Source organism: Bradyrhizobium sp. 186 (assembly GCF_023101685.1).
Lineage (GTDB): Bacteria > Pseudomonadota > Alphaproteobacteria > Rhizobiales > Xanthobacteraceae > Bradyrhizobium.
On sequence record NZ_CP082164.1, the window covers coordinates 8,551,513 to 8,572,499 of the forward strand.

A 20,987-nucleotide genomic window follows, 5' to 3' on the forward strand; every position below is an offset into this window, starting at 1 on the left:
GCTTCATCGTGAAGCGGCGAGCGATTTATCGAGCGTCTGGCGCACGTCCGAGCGCACCTCGATGACGACCGGTCCCTTGGTCGTCATCGCCTCCGCGACCGTCGCCGGGGCACGTTCCGCGTCCTCGATGACGAAGCCCGTCGCGCCGAAGGCGCGTGCCAAAGCGGCAAAGTCGGGATTCGACAGATCCGTGCCATACGGACGGTCGGGAAAAGCCCGCTCCTGGTGCGACCGGATGGTCCCGTAGGACCGGTTATTGGATACGACGATCTTGAGGTTCGCGCCTCTGGCGACGGCCGTCGCAAGCTCGTTGCCCGTCATCAGGAAGCCGCCGTCTCCGCAGAAGGCGACCACTTGCCGCCCCGGAAAACGAAGGCTTGCGGCGAGCCCGGACGGGACTCCGCTGCCCATCGCCCCGCAAGCCGAGCCGAGCAGCCGCGCGGTCGGCTCGAGGCTGAAGATGCGATGGACCCATCCGGCGAAATTGCCGGAGTCGGTCGTGACGATGCCATCGGGCCTGAAGTGCGCAGCGATGGCCGCCACCGCATGACCGAAGACGTCCGCCGATGGTACGCCGAACCGAGGCCAACCATGCGTGGCCGTCCGCGCCGCGGCAGCCGCGTGAAGCCACGCGGTGCGGTCCCGCGCCGTCGCGGGCGCGGCGAGCATGGCCGACACGAACGCGTGCGATCCGGATACGACCGCCACGTCGGTCCGAACGCGCTTTCCGATCGCATCGGGATCCGGATAGACGTGGACCAGCGGCTGGCGCGGTTTGGCCTGTCTCGGAAATGCGAAGCCAAGCGAGGACAGATCGCCCAGACGCGTTCCGACGGCAACGACGAGGTCGGCGCGTTCGAGCAGTTTCACATGGGGCTCGGACGTGAAGAACCCGAACTGACCGGCCCACAGCGGGTGAGAGTTCGGGAATTGGTCCTGCATCTTGTTCATGGTGGCGACCGGGACGTTCCATTTCTCGGAAAACGCGACAAGATCTTCGCGGAACGATGCCGTCCGGCATTCGCCACCGACCAGCAGGATCGGCCGCTCCGCGGCCGACAACGCCGCCGTCGCCTGTTCGATCGCCGCAGCGCCCGGCTCCGGACGCACAGCCCCATTGGCTGTGGCCGCAAATCCCTCGGCCGTGTCCTCAAGGAGATCTTCCGGCAGTTCGATGGCGACGGGACCGGGCGTTCCCGCATTGGCCACCGCGAACGCGCGGGCCATCATCTCCGGAACGAGATCCGCCGAGTTCAGACGCACGGACCACTTCAGCACGCCATTGAACGAACGACCACAGTCGATCTCCTGCACGGCGTCGCGCGCAAGGTTCGGACGGTCGACTTGACCGACCAGCATCACCAGCGGAATCGCCTCCTGCGCCGCGACGTGCAGTCCAAGCGCGGCGTTGAAGGCGCCCGGACCACGGCTCGCCATCACGACGCCGGCGCGGCCGGTGAGCTTGGCGTCGGCTACGGCCGCGAGGCTCGCGCTACCCTCGTGGCGGCAGGTCACCAGGTCGAAATCGTTTCGATCGCGCAGTGCGTCCAGCAGGGCCAGGAAGCTCTCCCCCGGCACACCGAACGCCCGGTCGACCTCATGGGCGACGAGGCTGTCCACGACGAGTTCGGCGACGCGATAGCTCATGCGACGCTCCCGTCCTGCCTGATGGTCAGGATCTCGCGGGCGACGTGCAGCGGCGCCTCCGTCCGATCGCGCAGCGCCTCGATCGTAAGGCCGTCGAGCAGCGCTCGGACCGCCAGTCCTCCCTCGGCCACGTCGATGATGGCGAGGCTGGTGAAGATGCGGGTCACCACTCTGCGTGCGGTGAGTGGATACCCGCATCGCTCCACGATGCGGGAGCGGCCATCCTTCGTGGTGTGGTCCATCATCACCCAGATCGACTTGGCGCCGACCGCCAGATCGATGGCTCCGCCGATACCGGGCGGAGACCCGTTGTCGCCGGTGGTCCAGTTGGCGAGGTCGCCCTCCTTGGAGACCTGAAATGCGCCGAGCACGGCGACGTCGAGATGGCCGCCCCGCATCATCGCGAACGAGAGGCTGGAGTCGAAGTAAGAACCGCCCGTCCGCAAGGAAATCGGCATCTTTCCGGCGTTGATGAGGTCCCAGTCCTCCTCGCCGGCTGCAGGCTTCGGGCCAACGTTAAGGATACCGTTCTCACTGTGAAGGATCACGCCCGAACCGGCCGGCAGGTAATCGGCCACATGCGTCGGAGCGCCGATGCCGAGGTTCACAAATCCTTCCTCGGGAAGATGCAACGCGACCATGCGCGCCAGCGCGTCACGTGAAAGCGGGGTCATCGGGAGCTCCTTGCGAAAACGCGATCGACGAAGATGCATGGAGTGACTATGGCTTCCGGATCCAAATCGCCGACCTCGACCACGCGGTCGACTTCCACGGCGACCGTCCGGCCGGCGGTCGCCATGACCGCGCAGTGGTTGCGCGCCGTCTTGTTGTAGGTGACGTTGCCGAGCGTGTCGGCGAGATGACCTTTGACGAAAGCGAAATCTGCACGAAGCGGTAGCTCAAGAATGAATTCGCGTCCGTCGACGACGATCTTCTCTTTGCCGTCCGCGAACACCGTTCCGACGCCGACGGGAGAAAGGAAGCCGCCGAGACCGGCGCCGCCCGCCCGGATGCGCTCCACCAAGGTGCCCTGTGGAACCAGCTCGAGCTCGACGGTGCCTGCACGATATTGTTCGGCGAACTGCTTGGCGCTCCGCGGATAGGAGCAGACGATCTTGCGAACGATCCTGGCTTCGAACCACAGCGACAGATCGTCCTCCGTGGAGCCGGCGTTGTTCGATATCAGCGTCAGGTCGCGGACGCCGCGGTCGAGCACCGCCTTGACCACTCCGAGCGGAAGACCTGCTCCGCCGAATCCGCCCATCAAGACGGTGTCGCCGTCCTTAATGCCTTCCACGGCGGCCGCCGCGTCCTCAACCACTACGTTGCGCATCGTTTCGTCCGCCGTGTTTGCTACGGGATTGATTTGGGATACGTCGCGGACAGGCCGCGGCCGACCCGGTCGAGCAGCATCTCGTTGGTGCCGTCGGCGTAGGCCGCCATCCGGACCTCGGCGAAATGCATGTTCAGGCGGTGGCCCGCGCCGGCGCCCGACGCGCCCAGGATCCGGACGCACTGATCGATGCCCCAAAGTGTGGTGTCGACAGCGAACTTCTTGGCTTGCGCAGCCAGCGCGACCGGATTTCCCCCGGTCTGTATCTGCTCGGCGGCGCGGAAGACGAGCGCGTTGGCGGCCTCGAGCCGGACCGACACCTCCGCCAGCTCCCAGCGCAGGCCCTGATGCCCGGTCAGCGACTTTCCGAAGGCCTGCCGAGCTTCGCAGTAGTCGACCGCCTCGCACAGTGCCGCATGCAGGGTCGCGACGCACATGGCGGCCACGTGGACGCGGGCCGCGTTGACCGATGCCATAGATGTCTTGAGCGCGGTGCCGGGCGCAGCGATCAGACACCACTCGGGAATGAAGTGGGAGTTGAAGGCCACTTCGGCCAGGCGGAAGGAACGCGCTCCGGGAACGACGATCTCGGTCCGCTTTACCGTATCGGCCTCGCCGACCGGGACATAGAAGCTGGCGATGTCCCCTGCCCCCGCGGCGTCGCCTACACGGGCGAGGACGATCAAACCACCGACCAGCAGGCCGTCCGTCATCCACGCTTTTGTGCCGCTCAGAGCCCAGCCGCCGTCGACCGGAGCGGCCGTCGTGGTAAGAGCGGAGACATCGCTGCCGCCCGCCGGCTCGGTCATGGCCGTCGTCAGGAGAAGCTCCCCGCGTAGCGCGGGCTGCAATAGTCGCTCGATCTGGACCGGCGTCCCGGTCTGGGAAAGTCGCGTCGCTCCGCCTTGGTGATGGTTGAGGCAGAACGCCGCCGCGAAGCCGTGACGCGCCATCTCCTGCGCCACGCGAATCTTGCACAGGTAGGACGCTTCCAGTCCACCGTGAGCACGCTTTGCCTGGAGGCCCAGCATGCCGAGTGCAGCCCATTCGGCGATCCATTTTTCGGGAAACGCCTCGCCCGACATGTGCGCTGCGAAGACACTCTCCGAAAAGGGGCCGGCGCAGAATGCCCGCGCCTTCGCCACATGCTCGCGCTCTTCCGCAGAAAGTTGAGCGTCGTACTGGTGATAGAAGCCCATAGGAGATCCTTCGGCGAGCGAGCTACTTCTGAAGAGGCGCCCCGATGTCCTTGGCCCACTTATTCCAGTAGGCCTCTTCCTGTCCGACCTCGGCCGTGAAGCTCTCCACCGTTGAACCAGTGATCAGCGTGGCGCCGATCGTTTCCAGTTGCTTCAGGAATTCCGGGTCGCTCGAAGCCTTGTCGAGTGCTGCGCCAACCTTGGCGACGACGGCCGCGGGAAGGTTCGGCGGACCCGCGACCCCGAACCACGGCGAGATATCGAGAGGCTTGCCAGCGGCCTGCTCGATCGTCGGCAGATCCGGGAAGGCCGGCGACCGGTCGGCCGACGTCACCGCGAGCGCCTTCAGGGATCCGGCCTTGACCTGCTGGCCGATCGTGGCTTCGGTGAAGAAGCCCACCTGCAGGATGCCCGACATGCAATCGACGATCGGTTGGTTGCCGCCCGAATAGTTGATGAACGTCATCTTCGTATCATAGGCCATGTCGAACAGCGTGCCGCCGACATGGGACGTCGCTCCGAACGTACCGCCGAAGTTTACTTCTCCAGGGTGCGCTTTCAGATAGGCGACGAGTTCCGGAACAGTGGAAACTGGAAGCTTCGGGTTCACCACGAGCAGGTTCCGCTGTTTCGCAACCTTCCGGATATAGGTGAAGCCCTTCTGCTGATCGTAGCGCACCGACGAATACAGTGCCTTGGCGCGAGTATTCGAGGACTCCACCGCGACGAGAAGCGTGTAGCCGTCAGGGTTTGCGCGGGAGACGTTGGACGCGGCGATCATTCCCCCGGCGCCGCCGTTGTTCTCGACGATGACGTTCTGGTTCAACTCCTTCGCGAGCAGACGACCGATCACCCGGCCGATGATGTCCGTTGGCCCTCCGGGTGGAAATCCGACGACCAGCTTGATCGTGGTTGAGGGATAGGCATCGGCGGCCTCGACCGGCTCAGCAAGGAAGCCGAGACAAAGGATGGCGGCGCCGGCGGCAATCGACGTGGCTCTTCGGAATGATCGAAACATGCAGCACCTCCCTCGAAGGACGATCCAACTTCGAGCCAAGGACACTTTGTGTCAAGTGTGAAACTAACGTGACGCGACCCGGAGCCGCACAATGACTCGGCAAACGCTGCGGAAAAGCGTACAATATGCGCTATACAGCAGCATTTCGGCCGATATTGCCACCCGGCAGCCGAGTTCCAGGCTTGCCAAGCCCAATGGTTGTGTTCTAGACGATCGGTCTAATGAGGACACAATGGCGAAATCTTCAGATAATCACCGCCAGAACGTGACGGGCCGAGACGAGGTCGGATATGCGCCGACCCGTGACGTTCTGATCCGTTGCGGAATGGAGGTGATGACCCAACAAGGTTTCGCAGCTACGGGCCTGGACGCGCTGCTGCGCCGTGCCACCGTGCCAAAGGGCTCGTTCTACCACTACTTCGAAAGCAAGGCCGACTACGGCCGCGAAATCATGAGAGCCTACGACTCCTTCTTCCGACACAAGCTGGACCGCGCCCTGAACGACGGAACGCTTGCGCCGTTGGCGCGCATGCGAGCTTTCGTCGAGGACGCCAAAGCGGGCATGGCGAAATACGGCTATACGCGCGGCTGCCTCGTCGGAAACCTCAGCCAGGAGGTCGAGGCGCTGCCCGACGATTACAGGTCCGCGTTGGACGAGATCGTCAAAGGATGGCAGCGGAAGGTGGCGCATTGCCTGGAACTCGCATGCGAGGCCGGCGAGATCGGCAGCGCGGACTGTGATGCCTTGGCTGAGTTTTTCTGGATCGGCTGGGAGGGAGCGGTGATGCGGGCGCGCCTCGTCAAGAACGGCCTCCCGCTCGATACCTTCATCGCCGGTTTCGTCGCCGGCCTGCCGCGTCCGGACGAGCCGAAGGCCAAGTCCAGAAGAAAATCGTGAAGAGGAGTTCGAGTTGTTCAAAGCCGTGTTGATCGAGAAGGACGAGCGGGGATATCGCGCCGACGTCGCCGAATTGCCGGACAGCCGCCTGCCCGACGGTGAGGTGACCGTCGACGTCGAGTTCAGCACGCTGAACTACAAGGACGGTCTCGCGATTACCGGCAAGGGCCCAATCGTGAGATCCTTCCCGCTGGTACCCGGGATCGACTTCGCTGGCGTGGTCTCGTCGAGCTCCGACCCGACCTTCGCGCCGGGGGACCGGGTAGTTCTCAATGGCTGGGGTGTCGGCGAACAACATTGGGGCGGCCTCGCGCAGCGAGCAAAGGTCAAGGCCGACTGGTTGATCAAGCTGCCGCCCTCGATGCCTTCCCGCCGCGCGATGATCATCGGTACCGCGGGCTATACCGCGATGCTGTCGGTCATAGCCCTCGAGAAGTATGGCATCCGTCCCGGCGCGGGCGACGTACTGGTGACCGGCGCCGGCGGAGGCGTCGGCAGCATCGCGATCATGCTTCTCCACAAGCTCGGTTTCCGCGTCGTGGCTTCGACCGGCCGACCGGACGAGGAGCCCTATCTCAAGAGCCTGGGCGCTGCCGAGATCATCGACCGGTCACAATTGTCGCAGCCCGGCAAGCCGCTGCAGAAGGAACGATGGATCGCTGCGATCGACTCGGTAGGCAGCCATACGCTCGCCAACGTTTGTGCCGGGATCAAAGCGGACGGAGCGGTCGCCGCGTGCGGCATGGCGCAAGGATTGGATTTTCCCGCAAGCGTCGCCCCCTTCATCCTGCGCGGAGTGGCGCTGTTCGGCATCAACAGCGTGACCCGCCCGAAGGCAGAACGCGTCGAAGCCTGGGATCGTCTCGCTTCCTTGCTTACCGAAGCCGATCTGGAGAAGACGGCCATTGAAATCGGTTTGAACGACGTCGTCGCCACCGCGGACCGCCTCATGAGTGGCCAAGTGCGAGGGCGCACGGTCGTCGACGTGAATCGATGAACATGATCGAAAGGCTCGCGAGATGATCGCACCGCCGGCAGGACTGGAAGCTCCTTTGATTTTGGATCGGAGCGAACTAACCCCGCAAAAGGAGGTTGTACGGAAATTCTACAAGGAGATGTGGGATCACGCCGACGTCGCGCTGATTCCGGAGATCTTCCATCCGGAGTTCACTTTCCGAGGTTCGCTCGGTCCTACGGTCGTCGGGCACGCGCAATTCGTCGACTACGTCCGGTGGGTCACCGCATCCCTAGAACACTACACGTCGGACATTCTCGATCTCGTCGAGGAGCGCAACAAAGTCTCAGGCAAGCTGCGCTTCCATGGCATCCATCGAAAGTCGATATTCGGACATGCGCCCACTGGGCGACACGTCTGGTGGTACGGTGCTCCGATCTTCACGTTTCGAGGCGACAAGGTGACCGATCTATGGGTCCTGGGCGACATCCACGGGCTGATCGGTCGACTAGCACCGGATGCTGCGAGCACGCCGGAGTTCACGACGGACAAGTAGCAAACCTTTGCGCGAGGCTTGACGGGCGATCACGGTTGCCGCTTCCTCTGGACGCCAAGGCCGCTCGCACATGGAGGCGTCATGGAAACATCGGGGCGGATGGGTGCCCGACGGATATACGAAACGCTCAAGGCGCAGATAATCGGACGGACCTACGGCACCGACGGCGCCTTGCCGTCTTCACGCTCCCTCGCCGCCGAACTAGGCGTCTCCCGTTCGACCATTACCGTCGCCTACGAACAGTTGGCGGCGGAAGGCTTCATAAATGTCCGTCACGGTGCGCGGCCCCGCGTGGTCGGCGCGGCCGTCGGCGCGATCGAAAAGCGCGAAGCGTCCCGCACTTCGGCTCGCAACATTCACCTCTCACAACTCGGGGCGCGACTCCTGAAGGATGCCTCCCGATGGACCGATCCGCCTCGCGGCCTGGTCGCGAACTTTCGATACGGCGAGCTCTCACCGTCGGATTTCCCGGTGTCCGCCTGGAAGAAGGCCATGGTCGCCGCCATCTCCCGCAAGCCCGTACACCTGGCATACGATGATCCTTGCGGATCGCTGCGGCTCCGAAGAGCCCTTCAGGGCTATCTGTGGCGATCCCGGAGCGTGCGGTGCCACGTCGACCAGATCGTCGTCGTCAACGGCTCTCAGCAGGGGCTCGATATCTGCTCTCGGCTGCTCCTCGACGCTGGCGACCGCTTCGTCATGGAAGACCCCGGCTACCAGATCGCTAAGGTGGTTTTCGCGGCGACGGGCGCCATCGCGGTGCCGGTCCCCGTAGACGCGGACGGCCTCGACACCAAGCGCGTCGCGAAGATCGAAGCCCGGCTCGCTTACGTGACGCCGTCCCACCAATATCCGCTAGGCGGCGTGTTGCCGGTCGCGCGACGATACGAACTTCTCGCGTGGGCGAGAAAACACGATGCGTGGTTGATCGAGGACGACTACGACAGCGAGTATCGATACGACACGAAGCCGGTCCCGCCGCTGCAAACGCTCCAGGACAGCGGCAGGGTCGTTTACCTCGGTACGGTCTCCAAGACGTTGTCGCCCACCCTTAGGGTCGGCTACCTCGTCGTGCCCGCAGGGCTGCAATCCGCCTTCGCCGCCGCCAAGCAGGTCATGGACCGCCACACGCCGTTGCTCGAACAGGAGGCCCTCGCCGCGATGCTCGAGAGCGGCACCTACGAAGGTCATGTCAGACGTGCTCGAAGACGCAACGCCGAACGCCGGGAATCGCTGCTGCAGGCCCTGCATCGCCGGTTCGGGGACCGCGTCCGGGTCGAGGGCGCCGCCGCCGGCTTGCATCTGGTCGCATGGTTCGAGGGACTGCCGATCGCGGCGGAGGACGATCTCGTCAGGACGGCGCGCTCTAAGGGCGTCGGTGTCTACCCGATTTCGCCCCTCTTCGACCAGCGCACAGCGGGTCGTCCAGACGTGGTTGGCCTGGTGATGGGCTACTCGGCTCTGGATGCGAAGCAGATCGAGAAGGGCTGCAAATTGCTCGCCGACGCCGTCGAGCAGATTGATCGCCTCGCAAACTGGACTAGATGATTTGAGAAAAACTGGACGTTTAACGTAGTCCAGACCCACGCTATCTCCATGTCCTACAACGGAGACCGGTCATGTACACACCTCCCGCCTTCAAGGACGAGAACCTCGATAGCATCCGCGCGACGATCCGGGACGCCCGCTTGGCCAACTTTGTGACGGCGACCGCCGAGGGACCGCTGGCGACCCCCCTTCCGCTCTTTCTCGACGAAAGCGAGGACGAGCACGGCGTAATCTACGGGCATCTGGCTAAGGCCAACCCGCAGTGGAAGCTCCCTCCGATCGGAAACGCGCTCGCGATCTTCATGGGTCCGGAGGCATATGTAACGCCTTCCTGGTACGCGACCAAGCAGGAGACCGGCAAGGTCGTGCCGACATGGAACTACGTCGCTGTGCACGCGTTCGGACCGGCCGAGTTCTTCCAGGATCCAGAGCGTCTGCTCGACGTGGTGACTCGCCTGACGCGGAAGCACGAAGCAGCGCGTGCGAAGCCATGGGCCGTCTCGGACGCTCCCGCGGATTTCATTGCTGCCCAGTTGCGCGGCATCGTCGGGATCCGCATCCCCGTGGTGCGCTTCGAAGGCAAGCGCAAGATGAGCCAGAACCGTCCAGAGGCCGATCGCGTCGGCGTCGCGGCGGGCCTGGCGGCCAGCGAGAATCCTGCGGATCGTGCCGCAGCCCCTCTAATTCCCGTACCTGTCTAGCTTTCGGAGGTACGATGTTCGAGCTTCAGACGTTCGCGCTGTTCTTGGCCGCCGCTACGGTCGTGGCGGTCACGCCGGGGCCGGGCATTTTCTACATCGTCGCCCGCACGCTGGCCGGCGGCCGGACCGAGGGATTAGCATCCAGCGTCGGCTTGGGTGTCGGTGGTTTCGTACACGTGCTCGCCGGCGCGATCGGCATTTCGGCCCTGGTGATGGCGAGCGCGGAAGCGTTCACTGCGCTGAAGATCGCCGGCGCCTTCTATCTCATCTGGCTCGGCATCAAGACTTGGAGGGAAGCGCGAGTCCCCGCGCCGGCCGAAGTCCAGACGACCGGCGCTGGCCGTGCAATGCGCGAAGGCATCGTCGTGGAGGCGCTGAATCCAAAGACGGCCGCGTTCTTCCTTGCCTTTATTCCGCAGTTCGTCGACACGAGCGTGAACGTGGCTCTGCAGTTCGTTGTGCTCGGCACGATTTCCGTCGCCTTGAACACTGCCGTAGACCTGATCGTGACCCGTTGGGCGGCCAAAGCGAGGGATGGACTCGCCGGGCGACCCACGTTCATCGCGCGGACGAGACAGACCTCTGGAGCCGTAATGTGCGGACTTGGGGCCGCGCTTCTTATCGCGCGTCGCGCAAGCTAAGCTAACGCTTTGTCGCTGTGTCGATCTGACGGTCGACATGCCATCAGCACAAGCAAAACATCAAACGCCCGACCCAATCGACCATGGGCCAATTTGCGTAAAGTACAGCCAAATGCGCAGGTAGGCTCATCCTACTGTCACATGTTGTCAGGCCCGAGCCTGTCCGCCGGCGCGGTCGTCGATGTAGCGGCGAAGCGCTGCGGCGGCGTTCAACATGTGCGCGCGCATTCTGCGAGAGGCCGTATCGCCATCGCCCTCCGCAATCGCCTGCATGATGGCGTCGTGCTCGTCGCGGGACTTGCGGATGCGATCGCCTTGCCGCAATTGCGTGCGGCGGAAGGCGCTGAGACGCGCACGGACCTCCTGCGCCTGCTCGGCCATGAACGCGTTGTGCGTTGCGCTGTAGATGCCTTCGTGGAACAGCCGGTTGAACGCGTCGTAGGCATCGACGTCGTTGGCGTCGACCATTGCCAGCGAGGTGTCGTGGAGCTCAATCAGATCGCTGCGCTCCAGCGGCGTCATGCGATAGGTCGCAAGCCTCACGCACATGGCCTCCACCTCAGCACTCGTCTCGAACATGTCCATGATGCGCTCGGCTGTCATCCGGGCAACGACGACGCCGCGACGTCCGCGCACTTCCACCAGACCACTGACCGCGAGTTGACGAAGGGCCTCCCGCACCGGCGTGCGGGAGGCTCCGAAGCGATCAGCAAGCTGTTGTTCTTCCAATGCCGAGCCGGCAACGAGAGCGCCGGAAGTGATCTCATCAGTCAACGCGTTTCGGATCCGATCGGACAGAAGCCCGCCATCCTCTTCCGCTTCGGCTGCAACTTTGAGAAAACTAGCCATTCAGCTTCCTATGATTGCGCGCACCGTGAAGTAGAGGATGGACGGTGCGACCAGGCATCCCAAGCCCGTGTGAAACGTCGCGGTCAATGCGCCGTAAGGCACCAGGCGCCGATCGGTCGCCGCAAGCCCTCCGGAAACGCCGCTGACCGTTCCCATCAAGCCGCCAAACACCATTGCGCTGCGCGGATTGTCGAGGCCGATCATCTTGGCAACGAAGGGCGTGCCGATCATCACGATCACCGCCTTGAATACACCGGTCGCGATCGAGAGCGCAATAACCGGTGAGGATGCCCCGATCGCCGCCCCCGTCACCGGTCCCACGATGTAGGTGACCGCACCGGCACCGATCGTCGTCAGCGATTCGGCGTCAGTGTAGCCGAACGCTGCGGCGACAAACACGCCGAGGATGAACGGTACGACCGTTCCCAATCCGAGTGCGACCGCACCGATCAGCCCGGCCTTGCGTGCATGGACGACATCGACCTCGAAGGCGGTGGCGACGATGGCGAAGTCCCGCAGCATCGCACCTCCCATCAGGCCGATCCCGGTCAGCGCCGGCAGGTCGGCGACGCCCTTTTCACCGCCGGTGGCGATACCGCCGAAAAAGGCCAGCACGAGACCCAGCATGATCGCGATCGCCGAGCCGTGGATGCGTCCGAAGGTGAGGTATTTCGAGATCGCTCCGGAGATCCACATCAGGACCCCGACGGCGGCGAAGGCCGTGATCAGCGAACTTGCGGCGAGAACGTGAGATATCATGGTCATCCGATCCTCCCGGACTTGAAGTGAGGCACGCTCGCCTCGAGCGCTTCTCGGGCCTCGATCTCGTCCATGGTCTCGACGCGGCTACTCAGCCGGCCGATCAGAGCCACCATCGCGAAACACACCGCGACCGCTCCGGCGCCAGCAATGACGACGATCGGACCGCCTTTTGCCGCAGCAACGACATTCTGCTGCGCGGCCATGGCGACCACGATCGGAATGTAGAAGCTGCCCCAGAACTCGACGCCGGTCTTGAGCCCGTGGCTGAGCAGGCCGTGCCGCATCAGCCAGAGCCGGGCCGCGATCAGGAACATCATCGCAATGCCGACGCCGCCGACATTGGCCTTCACACCGAGGGCGACGCCGAGCAGGTCCCCGAGCAGGCTCCCCAGCAACGTGCAGATCGCGAGTAGCGCTACGCCGGAAATGGTCACGGGCGCCTCCCCTCTGCGAGCGCGGCGGCGGCCCCTGGACCCGAACTGTTTGTATGCATTCGCATCCTAAATTCCCTCCTGTGTATGCGAATATTCATCGCTTCTGTCTTTGCGTATACATTAATTGACAATCGATGGCAATACGTATACATTAAGCGACATCAAAGTTCATCCCGCATGCCAAGGAGCCGAAATGAGTCGTTGGGGTATGCAAAAGGCCGCCCTGGGGGAGCGCCTCGCGGCCGGCCGCCGGCACGCCAAGGGAAAGATAGTCCCGATCCCGAATCTGGGCGCGTTTCTGAAGGCGGTGGTCCGGTCAAGCGACCGGGTGTGCCTGGAGGGTGATAATCAGAAGCAGGCCGACATCCTTGCCTCGGCCCTCGCGAACCTCGACCCCGGGGATGTCCATGACCTCCACATGGTCCAATCCGGCGTGGTCCTGCCTTCCCACCTCGACATCTTCGAGAAGGGAATCGCGCGGCGGCTCGACTTCTCCTATTCTGGCCCGCAATCGGCGCGCATCGCGCGCATGCTGTTCGGCGGCAAGATCGAGCTCGGGGCGGTGCATACCTACCTCGAGCTGTTCGCGCGCTACTTCATCGACCTCACGCCGAACGTCGCGCTGATCGCGGCGGTCAGCGCGGACAAGGACGGCAACCTTTATACGGGGCCGAACACCGAAGACACGCCGACGGTGGTCGAGGCGACCAGCTACAAGAACGGTCTCGTCGTGGCGCAAGTCACCGAGATCGTCGACAAGGTGCCGCGCGTCGACATTCCCGGCGACCTCGTGCATTTCGTGGTCGAGGCCGGCCGTCCCTTCTACGTCGAGCCGCTCTTCACCCGTGACCCTGCGGCCATCACCGAGACCCAGATCCTGACGGCGATGCTCGCCATCAAGGGCATCTACGCGCCCTATGGCGTGCGCCGGCTCAATCACGGCATCGGCTTCAACACCGCCGCGATCGAGCTGCTGCTGCCGACCTACGGCGAGAAGCTCGGCCTCAAGGGCAAGGTCTGCACGCATTTCGCGCTCAATCCGCATCCGACCATGATTCCGGCGATCGAATCCGGCTGGGTCGAGCAGATCCATTGTTTTGGCTCGGAAGTCGGCATGGAGGATTATGTCGCGGCGCGCTCCGACATCTTCTTCACGGGTCCCGACGGCTCGCTGCGATCCAACCGCGCCTTCTGCCAGACGGCGGGCCTCTATGCCTGCGACATGTTCATCGGATCGACGCTGCAGATCGACCTCGAAGGCCACAGCTCGACGGTGACGACGAGCCGCATCGCCGGATTCGGCGGCGCGCCTAACATGGGATCCGACCCGCGCGGCCGCCGTCACCCGAGCGAACCCTGGCTGAAGGCCGGCGCCGAAGCCGACCCCGATTCCAATGCTGCGCTGCGCCGCGGCCGCAAGCTCGTGGTGCAGATCGGCGAGACCTTCGGTGACAGCAATGTCCCGCTCTTCGTCGAGCAACTGGATGCGCTGGAGCTGGCGCGCAAGCTCGACCTCGATCTGGCGCCGGTGATGGTCTACTCCGACGACGTCACCCACATCGTCACCGAGGAAGGCATCGCCAACCTCTTGATGTGCCGCAGCAAGAACGAGCGCGAGCAGGCGATCCGCGGCGTGGCCGGCTACACCGACATCGGACGCGCGCGCGATGCGAAGCTGGTTGAGCAGCTCCGGCAACGCGGCGTGATCCGCCGTCCCGAGGATCTCGGCATCGATCCGCTGGATGCCGACCGCCGCCTGCTGGCGGCCCGCTCGATCAAAGATCTCATGCTGGCCTCCGGCGGTCTCTACCGTCCGCCCAGCCGCTTCCGCAACTGGTGAGGGGTTTCGCATGGAAAAGCTCAGCTTCAGACTGACCGCTGCCAGATCCGCGGGCGGCACCCGCGCGCAGGCGATCGTCGGCGTCGTCGCCTCCGGCAATCTCGAGGTGCTGCTGGAACGGGCCTCACCGGCCGACACGTGCACGATCGACATCGCAACCGCGGCTCATGGCTTCGGCGCGGTGTGGGACGCCGTCGTTCGCGATTTCGTCGCCCGCCGCTCTGCCGGCGGCCTGCGCATCTCCATCAATGACGGCGGCGCCCGCCCCGACACCGTGGCGCTGCGACTTGCCCAGGGCATCCGCAAGATCGAGGAGCCGGAACGATGACAGCCGTCACCGCCAATGATGTCTCGCTGAGCTGGTACGAGGCAAGCGCCCGGCAGCGCATCGACGCGCTGGTCGATGCCGGCAGCTTCTGTGAATTCATCGGCCCGGAGCTGCGCGAGATCAGCCCGCACCTTTCGATCTTCAACCTGCCGGCGCAGTTCGACGACGGCATCGTCATCGGGCGCGGCCGGCTGGATGGCGCGCCGGTGCTCGTTGCCGCGCAGGAAGGACGCTTCATGGGTGGCGCCTTTGGTGAAGTCCACGGTGCGAAACTCACCGGACTGCTGCGCGCGGCGCGCACGCTGAACCAAAGCGTGCTGATCCTGTTCGACACCGGCGGCGTGCGGCTTCAGGAGGCCAATGCCGGCGAGCTCGCGATCGCGGAGATCATGCGCGCGGTGGTCGAGGCGCGGCGCGCCGGCATCCACATCGTCGGCCTGATCGGCGGGCGCGCCGGCTGCTATGGCGGCGGCAGCCTGATCGCAGGTACTTGCTCGCGCCTGATCATCTCCGAACAGGGACGGCTCAGCGTCAGCGGCCCCGAGGTGATCGAGACCAACAAAGGCATCGAGGAATTCGACTCGCGCGACCGCGCCCTGGTCTGGCGCACCATGGGCGGCAAGCACCGCTACCTCATCGGCGGCGCCGATGCGTTCGTCGACGACGAGGCGCTGGCGTTTCGCGAGGCGGCGATCGATGCGCTCAAGGCTAACGGACGATGCGACGCAACGGTTCTTGAAGCCGAGCAGACGCGCCTCGAGCGGCGATTGCAGCGCTTCGGCGAAGACGAGGACGCCGTCGAGATCTGGCAGGCGCTTGGCATCGACCAGCCGTCCGAGATCCCCGCACTTCCGACCGGCGCGTTCCTTCGCGCGGCCAGCAACAGGGAGAATGCCGATGACGCTCGATGACATCCTGACCGGCTTGTTCCCGAACGGTGCCAAGATCGAAACCACGGGCGCGGTGATCGCGGGACAGGCGGTCCTGCCTGACGGCGGACCGATCCACGTCCTCGGCATCACCCAGGAACAGCCGCTCGGCGTGGACGAAGCCATCGTGCTCGCGAGGCGCGTGATCGAGATCGTCAAATCGAAGGATCGGGCGCCGATCTTGTTCCTGGTGGATTCCGCCAGCCAGCGCATGAGCAAGCGCGACGAGCTGCTGGGCCTCAGCGAATATCTGTCGCATCTCGCCAAGGCCCTGCTGCTAGCGGAAGCCGAGGGACATCGCACCGTCGGCCTGCTCTATGGCGGCAGCGCCGCCGGCGCGTTCATCGCCACCGCGCTTGCCACCGGCACGCTGGTGGCGCTGCCCGGCGCGCATCCCGCGGTGATGGACCTGCCGTCGATGGCGCGGGTGACCAAGCTTCCGATCGACGTCTTGAAAGCCAAGGCGGAACCCACGCCGGTGTTCGCGCCCGGGCTCGACAACATGGTGCTGACAGGCGGCGTCCACGTCGTCTGGGACGAAGCTGCGCCGCTGGCGCCGCAGCTTGCCGCCGTGCTGCAACGGTCGCTCGGACCGGATGATCGCGGCCGGCTCGGCAGCGAACGCGGTGGACGACGGAAGGCCGCCGAGCTTGCCGAGCGTGTTGCGCGCGCTACGGACTCACATCAGGGGGCGCGACATGCTTGAGCCTCTCGCGCGCCACAGCATGGTGAAGGCTTCGGCAGCCGGATGGGCCGCGGTGATGAACCGCGATCCCGAACTCGCCAGCGAGCCGATCGTCGCGGGCTGGGCCCACGCCGGACGCCCGCTCGTCGTTCGCCGGCCGGCTTGCAGCGATACCGCAGGCCTCGTTCCGCTCGGTCTGCCGTTGCCGCCGAGCCACGGCAAGCAACGCATCGCGGTCTCGCTCGCTGCTGCCGATATCGTCGCATCGGCCCCGCCTCCGCTGTTGGCCGACGCAGCGGTGGCGGCGCCCGCGCGCTGGCGCGAGACGATCGAGAAGCTGCTCCGGCTTCAGCCGGAGACCCGCACCTATGGCAGCCTGGCCTGGCAGCATCTCACCGGCCTTCCCTATCTTTCGGATGGATCGGACCTCGATCTGCTCTGGCCTCTGTCGTCGGCGAAGCAGGCCGCAACTCTGGTGGCCGACATCGCGCGGATCGCAAAGCAGGTGCCGATGCGGCTGGACGGGGAGATCACAGGTCCCGCCGGCGGGGTTCAATGGCGCGAACTGACTGGTACTGACGCGGACGAAGTCCTCGTGAAGGGTCCGGCAGGCGTCACCACGACGACGCGCGCGGCCTTCCTCGCGGATCTCGTGTCATGACCATTGCGCTCAGATGGCAATCACTGCCGGGTCGCGCGCTTCCTGCGGAGCAGCTCGGCCATCTCGCATCGCTCTGCCTGAAGCTCGAAGTCGAGACCTATCCAAAGCCGGGGCTCGTTAGCCGTGTCGACAACGGTGCGCATCGCGACATGGACGCCGCCCTGTTGTGCCTGAGCGCCGACACCCTGACGCCGTTTTTCGGCGATCTGGCCGCCGCAGGCGCCAAAGGTGCCGGCATGAACCGGTTGCGCGCGATCGGCGTTGCCGCAGAGCGCGCGATGTTGGCTGCGACCTGCGGTGTGAATACGCATCGGGGCGCGATCTTCGGACTGGGTCTGCTCTGCGCCGCGGCCGGTTATCGGAACGCCGTGGGCATTCGCAAATCCCTCGGCCGGCTGGTTTCGGAGCGTTGGGGCGAGGACATCCTGTCCGGTCCGGTATCGCTGCGCAGCCACGGCGCCGTGGCCGCGCGGCGCTACGGCGCCGGCGGCGCCAGGGGGGAAGCCGCCGACGGTTTCCCGTCGGTCTACGACATCGCCCTACCCGCGCTGCATGCAGCGCGCGAGCTTGCGCCTCATGACGAGGAAGCCGTTCGCGTTCAGACCTGCATGAGCTTGATCAGTAACGTCACCGACACCAACCTCCTGCATCGAGGCGGGGCCGAGGGACTGGGGTTCGCGCAAGCCAGCGCCTCCACCTTTCTTGCCGCGGGCGGGGTTGGATCGCCGGAATGGCGCAGGCGTGCTGCCGAGATTCACGAAGCTTTCGTGACACGCAATCTCAGTCCCGGCGGCTCCGCAGACCTGCTGGCAATGGCCCTTTTCGTCGATCGGATCGATCAGGGATGCTAGCACTGCTCTGCGGCGGACAAGGTGCGCTCTCGGACAAGATTTTTGATCTTGTCGCGGACCAGCCTGCCGCGAAGTCAATCTTCGCCGCGGCGACGGCTTGTCTCGGTGAGGATCCTCGGGAATTCGTTCGGACGCTCAACGCCGAGCAACTGTCGGAAAATCATGCCAGCCAGGTCCTGACCGTCACATCGGCTCTCGCGATCCACGCCTGCATCGCTGACCTGTTGACCGAAGAGACCGCTGTCACCGGGTATAGCGTCGGCGAGATGGCGGCCTGGAGTATCGCGGGAATCTGGACCGCCGACGAAGCGTTGCGGCTCACCAATATTCGTGCACGGCTGATGGAAAGCGCAACGGAGCCCGATGGCCGCCTGGGTTACATCCGCGGGCTCAACCGGACTGCGATCGAACTCTTGCTTGCAAAGCACCGCTGCGAGATCGCGATCAGGAATCCTGACCTTCTTTTCGTGGTCGGAGGCGTGGAGCGGGATGTTATCGCGCTCTGCGACGAGGCCGCTGGGGCAGGAGCGCGCACCGGCCTTCTCGCCGTCAAAATCGCGTCGCATACGACGAGGCTGGCGAAGGCCTGTAAACCTCTGCAGCAGGCGCTCGATGCTAGTAGTGACGCGGCCGTCGCAGGCCAGCGCGTCTTACTTGCCGGCGGTGACGGCGAACGGATCTTCTCGGTCGCCGGCGCCACGGTGAAACTGGCAAACCAGGTCGCCCATCCCATCGATTGGGCGGCAACCCTGGACGCGCTTACAGAGCTGGGCGTCACCGAGGTGCTGGACCTCGGGCCCGGACATGCGCTGGCTGAGATGATGCGAGCATCTCAGCCGTCCACACGCTGCTACGCCGCCGACGGCTTTCGCACGATCGAGGGCCTGCGAAACTGGGTTGCTTCCAAATAGCAGGAGACCGGACGCGAACCACGCTCGAACCCGCACTCGATGGCGCCGGTTACTCGCGCGCGGCATCACCAGCAGCCCTTAAGGTGCAAGACTAGCACACAACGAAAGGCGAGCGTTCTGGGCGACCGCCCTAGCGATCAGGAGACTAGTTTCGGCAAGCCTTCCAGCGCGGCATGCAGACGTTTTGTCATCACTTGCTCCAGTTCTGGTGTTGGCGCAGCAAGGTGCGCCGCAGGGCTGCCTATCTCCGCGCCAATTTTGTCGGTCGACTGTGGTGACGTTAAGTGCCACGAGGTTGAATGCCCCGTGATGTTGCACTCGGGGTAGATCCGAAAACCCGCCGCTTACAGCCAAAACTTGGGGAAAGGACAGGCCCGCCAGCGGGCGTTAAACCTGCTATAGCCATCAGCTCAGCAGCCTCGGCGTTGCGCTGCGCTTCTAGGACATCGACCTGACCGGTCCACCGCTGCTGTTCATTGTAAGCAGCTTGACGGGCAAAGGAATTTAGAGTCCGCTTGAAGCTAACTTGTCGCGTGCGTCCTGAATAGAATGCGACAGATCGCGCGACAGCTCGATGATGGTTCCAGCTAGGAAGCATCATCAAGGTCGCGCATAATGGCCCGATGCAGCAATTGGCTGCTTCCAGCACCGCCAATGCGACCGACATTTCTTCAGGGGCGCGAACGTGACCAAAATCGAATTGCGTGAGGGCGGCACTTAATGCGCGAAGGTTTCCAGCAGCGGTATTGTACCGCCTGCCAACCTGTTTTGGGGAAAGCAAGTAGGGTCATTGCAACGGTCTCTGCCGCGCGACTACATGACGGTCATAAAAACGATAGTCTATAACTAGGTAAGGCTACGGTTCTTGTCGAATGTCTTGAGCCTGCCGCGGCATTGAAGTTCGATCGTATCTACTTTGTGCAGCTCGAGCACGTGTCCGCATGAGCGGGCGAAAAATCCGCAACCTTAGCGTTGAAGAGCTCTTATTGGCCTTCTTGGGGGGAAATCCGCAACCAAGTGGCAATCCGGCCCGCGAATTGCTTATGTCATTCGAACGCGACAACGCGTTGAGTTCATTGGCGAGGCACGCGTCTCTGCTGGGTGCTGGCGAGCGGACGGCGTCGGTTCTTTTGCACCAACACTGACGGAAACTCGCTCCAGGCCTAGTGCAACTCGCCGGTGACGAACTGGGCCCTTCCCATGCCGAATGACCAATCTTCGTCCGCATTGATCACGAAACTTATCAAGAGGTCAGTTGGCGCTACTCCACACGATGACGACAGCCTCTCGGCGAGGACGCGATAAAACTCCAATTTGGACGCCTTGTCGCGCGGGCGGCTCGTCAATTGCAGCATGACCAATTTATCGGTCCGATTGATATCAAGACCTGTGTCAAGCGCGACGATGCTGGATTGTGGGTGCTGATGCACCACCTGATAGCGATCGCGGGGCGGCACGTGGAGCGTTTCTACCAGGACTTCGTGAGTGACATCCATAAGCCGTTGGATCTCCGCATCACTTCGTCCCTCGATCAAATCGAACCGCAAAAATGGCATGGCGATGCTCCTCACTTCTGGCTCAACTAACAAAGCTGCGGCGGGCAACCAAGGCTGACCGAGCAACGAAAAGCTGCAATACTCGTTGTAAGTTTTCTCTGCCCGAGCGAGATCATGAATTCAGATGACCGTCATCTGTCCTTAAGATGGACGACGGAGCACTCTAACTCACGCGGCGCGAACACTCGCCAGGAAACGATCGACATCCGCTCCCAGCAAAGTGGACTGGTTGCTCAGCCCACCTGCAGCCGCAAGCACATCAGCTGCAGCCACCCCGGTTTGGCCAGACGCCTCGCTCACCCCTACGATGTTGCGCGATACCTCTTCGGTGCCTTGCGCGACCTGCTGGATGCTGCGTGCGATCTCGCGCGTCGCGACACCCTGTTGCTCCACGGCGGATGCAATCGCAATTGCGATCTCGTTGATCGAGGATATCGTGCCGCTCACTCCTTCGATTGCCTGGACAGCCTCACTCATGGCGCCCTGCATGCCGTTGACTTGGGTGGAGATCTCCTCAGTTGCACGTGCGGTCTGGCCTGCGAGCGACTTCACTTCGCTTGCGACAACGGCAAATCCCCTTCCCGCCTCGCCGGCACGCGCGGCCTCAATTGTTGCATTTAGCGCCAGCAGGTTCGTCTGGCTGGCGATCGCGGTTATTAATTGAACCACGTCTCCGATCTTTGAT

23 protein-coding genes are annotated in these 20,987 nt (G+C 63.9%); 13 read left to right on the top strand and 10 right to left on the bottom strand.

What is annotated here, in order from left to right:
• Nucleotides 1-3: 3 nt before the first annotated feature.
• Genes IVB18_RS40870 through IVB18_RS40890 form a run of 5 tightly spaced genes read right to left on the bottom strand, consistent with a single transcriptional unit; the run spans nucleotide 4 to nucleotide 5,197 of the window.
• Nucleotides 4-1,647, bottom strand: coding sequence for a thiamine pyrophosphate-dependent enzyme (locus tag IVB18_RS40870; RefSeq protein ID WP_247985844.1), 1,644 nt, complete (start codon nucleotides 1,645-1,647; stop codon nucleotides 4-6).
• The gene (locus tag IVB18_RS40875) at nucleotides 1,644-2,321 is read right to left on the bottom strand and encodes a 3-oxoacid CoA-transferase subunit B (protein WP_247985845.1); all 678 of its coding nucleotides are present in this window, start codon (nucleotides 2,319-2,321) and stop codon (nucleotides 1,644-1,646) included. The genes IVB18_RS40870 and IVB18_RS40875 overlap by 4 nt, the downstream gene beginning before the upstream one ends.
• Nucleotides 2,318-2,980, bottom strand: a complete 663-nt coding sequence (locus tag IVB18_RS40880; RefSeq protein ID WP_247985846.1) for a 3-oxoacid CoA-transferase subunit A — start codon at nucleotides 2,978-2,980, stop codon at nucleotides 2,318-2,320. Before IVB18_RS40880 ends, IVB18_RS40875 begins: the two co-directional genes overlap by 4 nt.
• A 20-nt stretch (nucleotides 2,981-3,000) precedes the next feature.
• Nucleotides 3,001-4,179: an acyl-CoA dehydrogenase family protein gene (locus IVB18_RS40885; protein WP_247985847.1), complete on the bottom strand. Its 1,179-nt coding sequence runs from the start codon at nucleotides 4,177-4,179 to the stop codon at nucleotides 3,001-3,003.
• Nucleotides 4,180-4,201: 22 nt separating this feature from the next.
• Nucleotides 4,202-5,197: a tripartite tricarboxylate transporter substrate binding protein gene (locus IVB18_RS40890; RefSeq protein ID WP_247985848.1), complete on the bottom strand. Its 996-nt coding sequence runs from the start codon at nucleotides 5,195-5,197 to the stop codon at nucleotides 4,202-4,204.
• A gap of 91 nt (nucleotides 5,198-5,288) precedes the next feature.
• Here IVB18_RS40890 and IVB18_RS40895 point away from each other — a divergent pair, with 91 nt between their 5' ends.
• The 6 genes from IVB18_RS40895 to IVB18_RS40920 all read left to right on the top strand — a co-directional run bounded on the left by IVB18_RS40895 (nucleotide 5,289) and on the right by IVB18_RS40920 (nucleotide 10,496).
• Nucleotides 5,289-6,095 (top strand): TetR/AcrR family transcriptional regulator, encoded by an 807-nt coding sequence (locus IVB18_RS40895; protein WP_247985849.1) that lies wholly within the window; start codon nucleotides 5,289-5,291, stop codon nucleotides 6,093-6,095.
• Nucleotides 6,096-6,108: 13 nt separating this feature from the next.
• Nucleotides 6,109-7,092 carry an MDR family oxidoreductase gene (locus IVB18_RS40900; protein ID WP_247985850.1) on the top strand — a complete coding sequence of 328 codons (984 nt, stop codon included), beginning with the start codon at nucleotides 6,109-6,111 and terminating at the stop codon, nucleotides 7,090-7,092.
• A 55-nt stretch (nucleotides 7,093-7,147) separates the two neighbouring features.
• Nucleotides 7,148-7,606, top strand: coding sequence for an ester cyclase (locus IVB18_RS40905; protein ID WP_247985851.1), 459 nt, complete (start codon nucleotides 7,148-7,150; stop codon nucleotides 7,604-7,606).
• 81 nt (nucleotides 7,607-7,687) lie between these two features.
• Nucleotides 7,688-9,154, top strand: a complete 1,467-nt coding sequence (locus IVB18_RS40910; RefSeq protein WP_247985852.1) for a PLP-dependent aminotransferase family protein — start codon at nucleotides 7,688-7,690, stop codon at nucleotides 9,152-9,154.
• A gap of 71 nt (nucleotides 9,155-9,225) precedes the next feature.
• Complete coding sequence (locus IVB18_RS40915; protein ID WP_247985853.1) at nucleotides 9,226-9,855, top strand: FMN-binding negative transcriptional regulator; 630 nt, start codon at nucleotides 9,226-9,228, stop codon at nucleotides 9,853-9,855.
• Nucleotides 9,856-9,869: 14 nt separating this feature from the next.
• Nucleotides 9,870-10,496 carry a LysE family translocator gene (locus IVB18_RS40920; RefSeq protein WP_247985854.1) on the top strand — a complete coding sequence of 209 codons (627 nt, stop codon included), beginning with the start codon at nucleotides 9,870-9,872 and terminating at the stop codon, nucleotides 10,494-10,496.
• A 147-nt stretch (nucleotides 10,497-10,643) separates the two neighbouring features.
• Here the strand turns inward: IVB18_RS40920 and IVB18_RS40925 are convergent, their stop codons facing one another.
• The 3 genes from IVB18_RS40925 to madL are packed head-to-tail and all read right to left on the bottom strand — an operon-like array spanning nucleotide 10,644 to nucleotide 12,541.
• Nucleotides 10,644-11,345, bottom strand: coding sequence for a GntR family transcriptional regulator (locus tag IVB18_RS40925; protein WP_247985855.1), 702 nt, complete (start codon nucleotides 11,343-11,345; stop codon nucleotides 10,644-10,646).
• Nucleotides 11,346-12,110 (bottom strand): malonate transporter subunit MadM, encoded by a 765-nt coding sequence (gene madM / locus IVB18_RS40930; protein ID WP_247985856.1) that lies wholly within the window; start codon nucleotides 12,108-12,110, stop codon nucleotides 11,346-11,348.
• A complete protein-coding gene (madL, locus tag IVB18_RS40935) occupies nucleotides 12,107-12,541 on the bottom strand; it encodes a malonate transporter subunit MadL (RefSeq protein ID WP_247985857.1) in 435 nt (144 codons plus the stop codon). The genes madM and madL overlap by 4 nt, the downstream gene beginning before the upstream one ends.
• A 193-nt stretch (nucleotides 12,542-12,734) precedes the next feature.
• Here madL and mdcA point away from each other — a divergent pair, with 193 nt between their 5' ends.
• The 7 genes from mdcA to IVB18_RS40970 are packed head-to-tail and all read left to right on the top strand — an operon-like array spanning nucleotide 12,735 to nucleotide 18,746.
• A complete protein-coding gene (gene mdcA, locus IVB18_RS40940; protein WP_247985858.1) occupies nucleotides 12,735-14,381 on the top strand; it encodes a malonate decarboxylase subunit alpha in 1,647 nt (548 codons plus the stop codon).
• A gap of 10 nt (nucleotides 14,382-14,391) precedes the next feature.
• Nucleotides 14,392-14,709 (top strand): malonate decarboxylase acyl carrier protein, encoded by a 318-nt coding sequence (mdcC, locus tag IVB18_RS40945; RefSeq protein ID WP_247985859.1) that lies wholly within the window; start codon nucleotides 14,392-14,394, stop codon nucleotides 14,707-14,709.
• The gene (locus tag IVB18_RS40950) at nucleotides 14,706-15,620 is read left to right on the top strand and encodes a biotin-independent malonate decarboxylase subunit beta (RefSeq protein WP_247985860.1); all 915 of its coding nucleotides are present in this window, start codon (nucleotides 14,706-14,708) and stop codon (nucleotides 15,618-15,620) included. The genes mdcC and IVB18_RS40950 overlap by 4 nt, the downstream gene beginning before the upstream one ends.
• A complete protein-coding gene (mdcE, locus tag IVB18_RS40955) occupies nucleotides 15,607-16,344 on the top strand; it encodes a biotin-independent malonate decarboxylase subunit gamma (RefSeq protein ID WP_247985861.1) in 738 nt (245 codons plus the stop codon). The genes IVB18_RS40950 and mdcE overlap by 14 nt, the downstream gene beginning before the upstream one ends.
• A complete protein-coding gene (gene mdcG, locus IVB18_RS40960; RefSeq protein WP_247985862.1) occupies nucleotides 16,337-16,984 on the top strand; it encodes a malonate decarboxylase holo-[acyl-carrier-protein] synthase in 648 nt (215 codons plus the stop codon). Before mdcE ends, mdcG begins: the two co-directional genes overlap by 8 nt.
• Nucleotides 16,981-17,835, top strand: coding sequence for a triphosphoribosyl-dephospho-CoA synthase MdcB (gene mdcB, locus IVB18_RS40965; RefSeq protein ID WP_247985863.1), 855 nt, complete (start codon nucleotides 16,981-16,983; stop codon nucleotides 17,833-17,835). Before mdcG ends, mdcB begins: the two co-directional genes overlap by 4 nt.
• Nucleotides 17,829-18,746: an acyltransferase domain-containing protein gene (locus IVB18_RS40970; RefSeq protein ID WP_247985864.1), complete on the top strand. Its 918-nt coding sequence runs from the start codon at nucleotides 17,829-17,831 to the stop codon at nucleotides 18,744-18,746. The genes mdcB and IVB18_RS40970 overlap by 7 nt, the downstream gene beginning before the upstream one ends.
• A gap of 1,163 nt (nucleotides 18,747-19,909) precedes the next feature.
• Here IVB18_RS40970 and IVB18_RS40975 read toward each other — a convergent pair.
• Both IVB18_RS40975 and IVB18_RS40980 read right to left on the bottom strand, forming a co-directional pair.
• Complete coding sequence (locus IVB18_RS40975; protein WP_247985865.1) at nucleotides 19,910-20,302, bottom strand: tautomerase family protein; 393 nt, start codon at nucleotides 20,300-20,302, stop codon at nucleotides 19,910-19,912.
• Nucleotides 20,303-20,470: 168 nt separating this feature from the next.
• Entirely contained in the window at nucleotides 20,471-20,980 is a 510-nt protein-coding gene (locus IVB18_RS40980) for a methyl-accepting chemotaxis protein (protein ID WP_276581227.1), read from the bottom strand.
• Nucleotides 20,981-20,987: the final 7 nt, after the last annotated feature.

What these genes read in the sequence shown, in the direction of transcription:
- IVB18_RS40870 (WP_247985844.1), bottom strand. Translation starts at nt 1,647, where the DNA reads ATGAGCTATCGCGTCGCCGAACTCGTCGTGGACAGCCTCGTCGCCCAT.
- IVB18_RS40875 (WP_247985845.1), bottom strand. Translation starts at nt 2,321, where the DNA reads ATGACCCCGCTTTCACGTGACGCGCTGGCGCGCATGGTCGCGTTGCAT.
- IVB18_RS40880 (WP_247985846.1), bottom strand. Translation starts at nt 2,980, where the DNA reads ATGCGCAACGTAGTGGTTGAGGACGCGGCGGCCGCCGTGGAAGGCATT.
- IVB18_RS40885 (WP_247985847.1), bottom strand. Translation starts at nt 4,179, where the DNA reads ATGGGCTTCTATCACCAGTACGACGCTCAACTTTCTGCGGAAGAGCGC.
- IVB18_RS40890 (WP_247985848.1), bottom strand. Translation starts at nt 5,197, where the DNA reads ATGTTTCGATCATTCCGAAGAGCCACGTCGATTGCCGCCGGCGCCGCC.
- IVB18_RS40895 (WP_247985849.1), top strand. Translation starts at nt 5,289, where the DNA reads ATGACTCGGCAAACGCTGCGGAAAAGCGTACAATATGCGCTATACAGC.
- IVB18_RS40910 (WP_247985852.1), top strand. Translation starts at nt 7,688, where the DNA reads ATGGAAACATCGGGGCGGATGGGTGCCCGACGGATATACGAAACGCTC.
- IVB18_RS40915 (WP_247985853.1), top strand. Translation starts at nt 9,226, where the DNA reads ATGTACACACCTCCCGCCTTCAAGGACGAGAACCTCGATAGCATCCGC.
- IVB18_RS40920 (WP_247985854.1), top strand. Translation starts at nt 9,870, where the DNA reads ATGTTCGAGCTTCAGACGTTCGCGCTGTTCTTGGCCGCCGCTACGGTC.
- IVB18_RS40925 (WP_247985855.1), bottom strand. Translation starts at nt 11,345, where the DNA reads ATGGCTAGTTTTCTCAAAGTTGCAGCCGAAGCGGAAGAGGATGGCGGG.
- madM (WP_247985856.1), bottom strand. Translation starts at nt 12,110, where the DNA reads ATGACCATGATATCTCACGTTCTCGCCGCAAGTTCGCTGATCACGGCC.
- mdcA (WP_247985858.1), top strand. Translation starts at nt 12,735, where the DNA reads ATGAGTCGTTGGGGTATGCAAAAGGCCGCCCTGGGGGAGCGCCTCGCG.
- mdcC (WP_247985859.1), top strand. Translation starts at nt 14,392, where the DNA reads ATGGAAAAGCTCAGCTTCAGACTGACCGCTGCCAGATCCGCGGGCGGC.
- IVB18_RS40950 (WP_247985860.1), top strand. Translation starts at nt 14,706, where the DNA reads ATGACAGCCGTCACCGCCAATGATGTCTCGCTGAGCTGGTACGAGGCA.
- mdcE (WP_247985861.1), top strand. Translation starts at nt 15,607, where the DNA reads ATGACGCTCGATGACATCCTGACCGGCTTGTTCCCGAACGGTGCCAAG.
- mdcG (WP_247985862.1), top strand. Translation starts at nt 16,337, where the DNA reads ATGCTTGAGCCTCTCGCGCGCCACAGCATGGTGAAGGCTTCGGCAGCC.
- mdcB (WP_247985863.1), top strand. Translation starts at nt 16,981, where the DNA reads ATGACCATTGCGCTCAGATGGCAATCACTGCCGGGTCGCGCGCTTCCT.
- IVB18_RS40970 (WP_247985864.1), top strand. Translation starts at nt 17,829, where the DNA reads ATGCTAGCACTGCTCTGCGGCGGACAAGGTGCGCTCTCGGACAAGATT.
- IVB18_RS40975 (WP_247985865.1), bottom strand. Translation starts at nt 20,302, where the DNA reads ATGCCATTTTTGCGGTTCGATTTGATCGAGGGACGAAGTGATGCGGAG.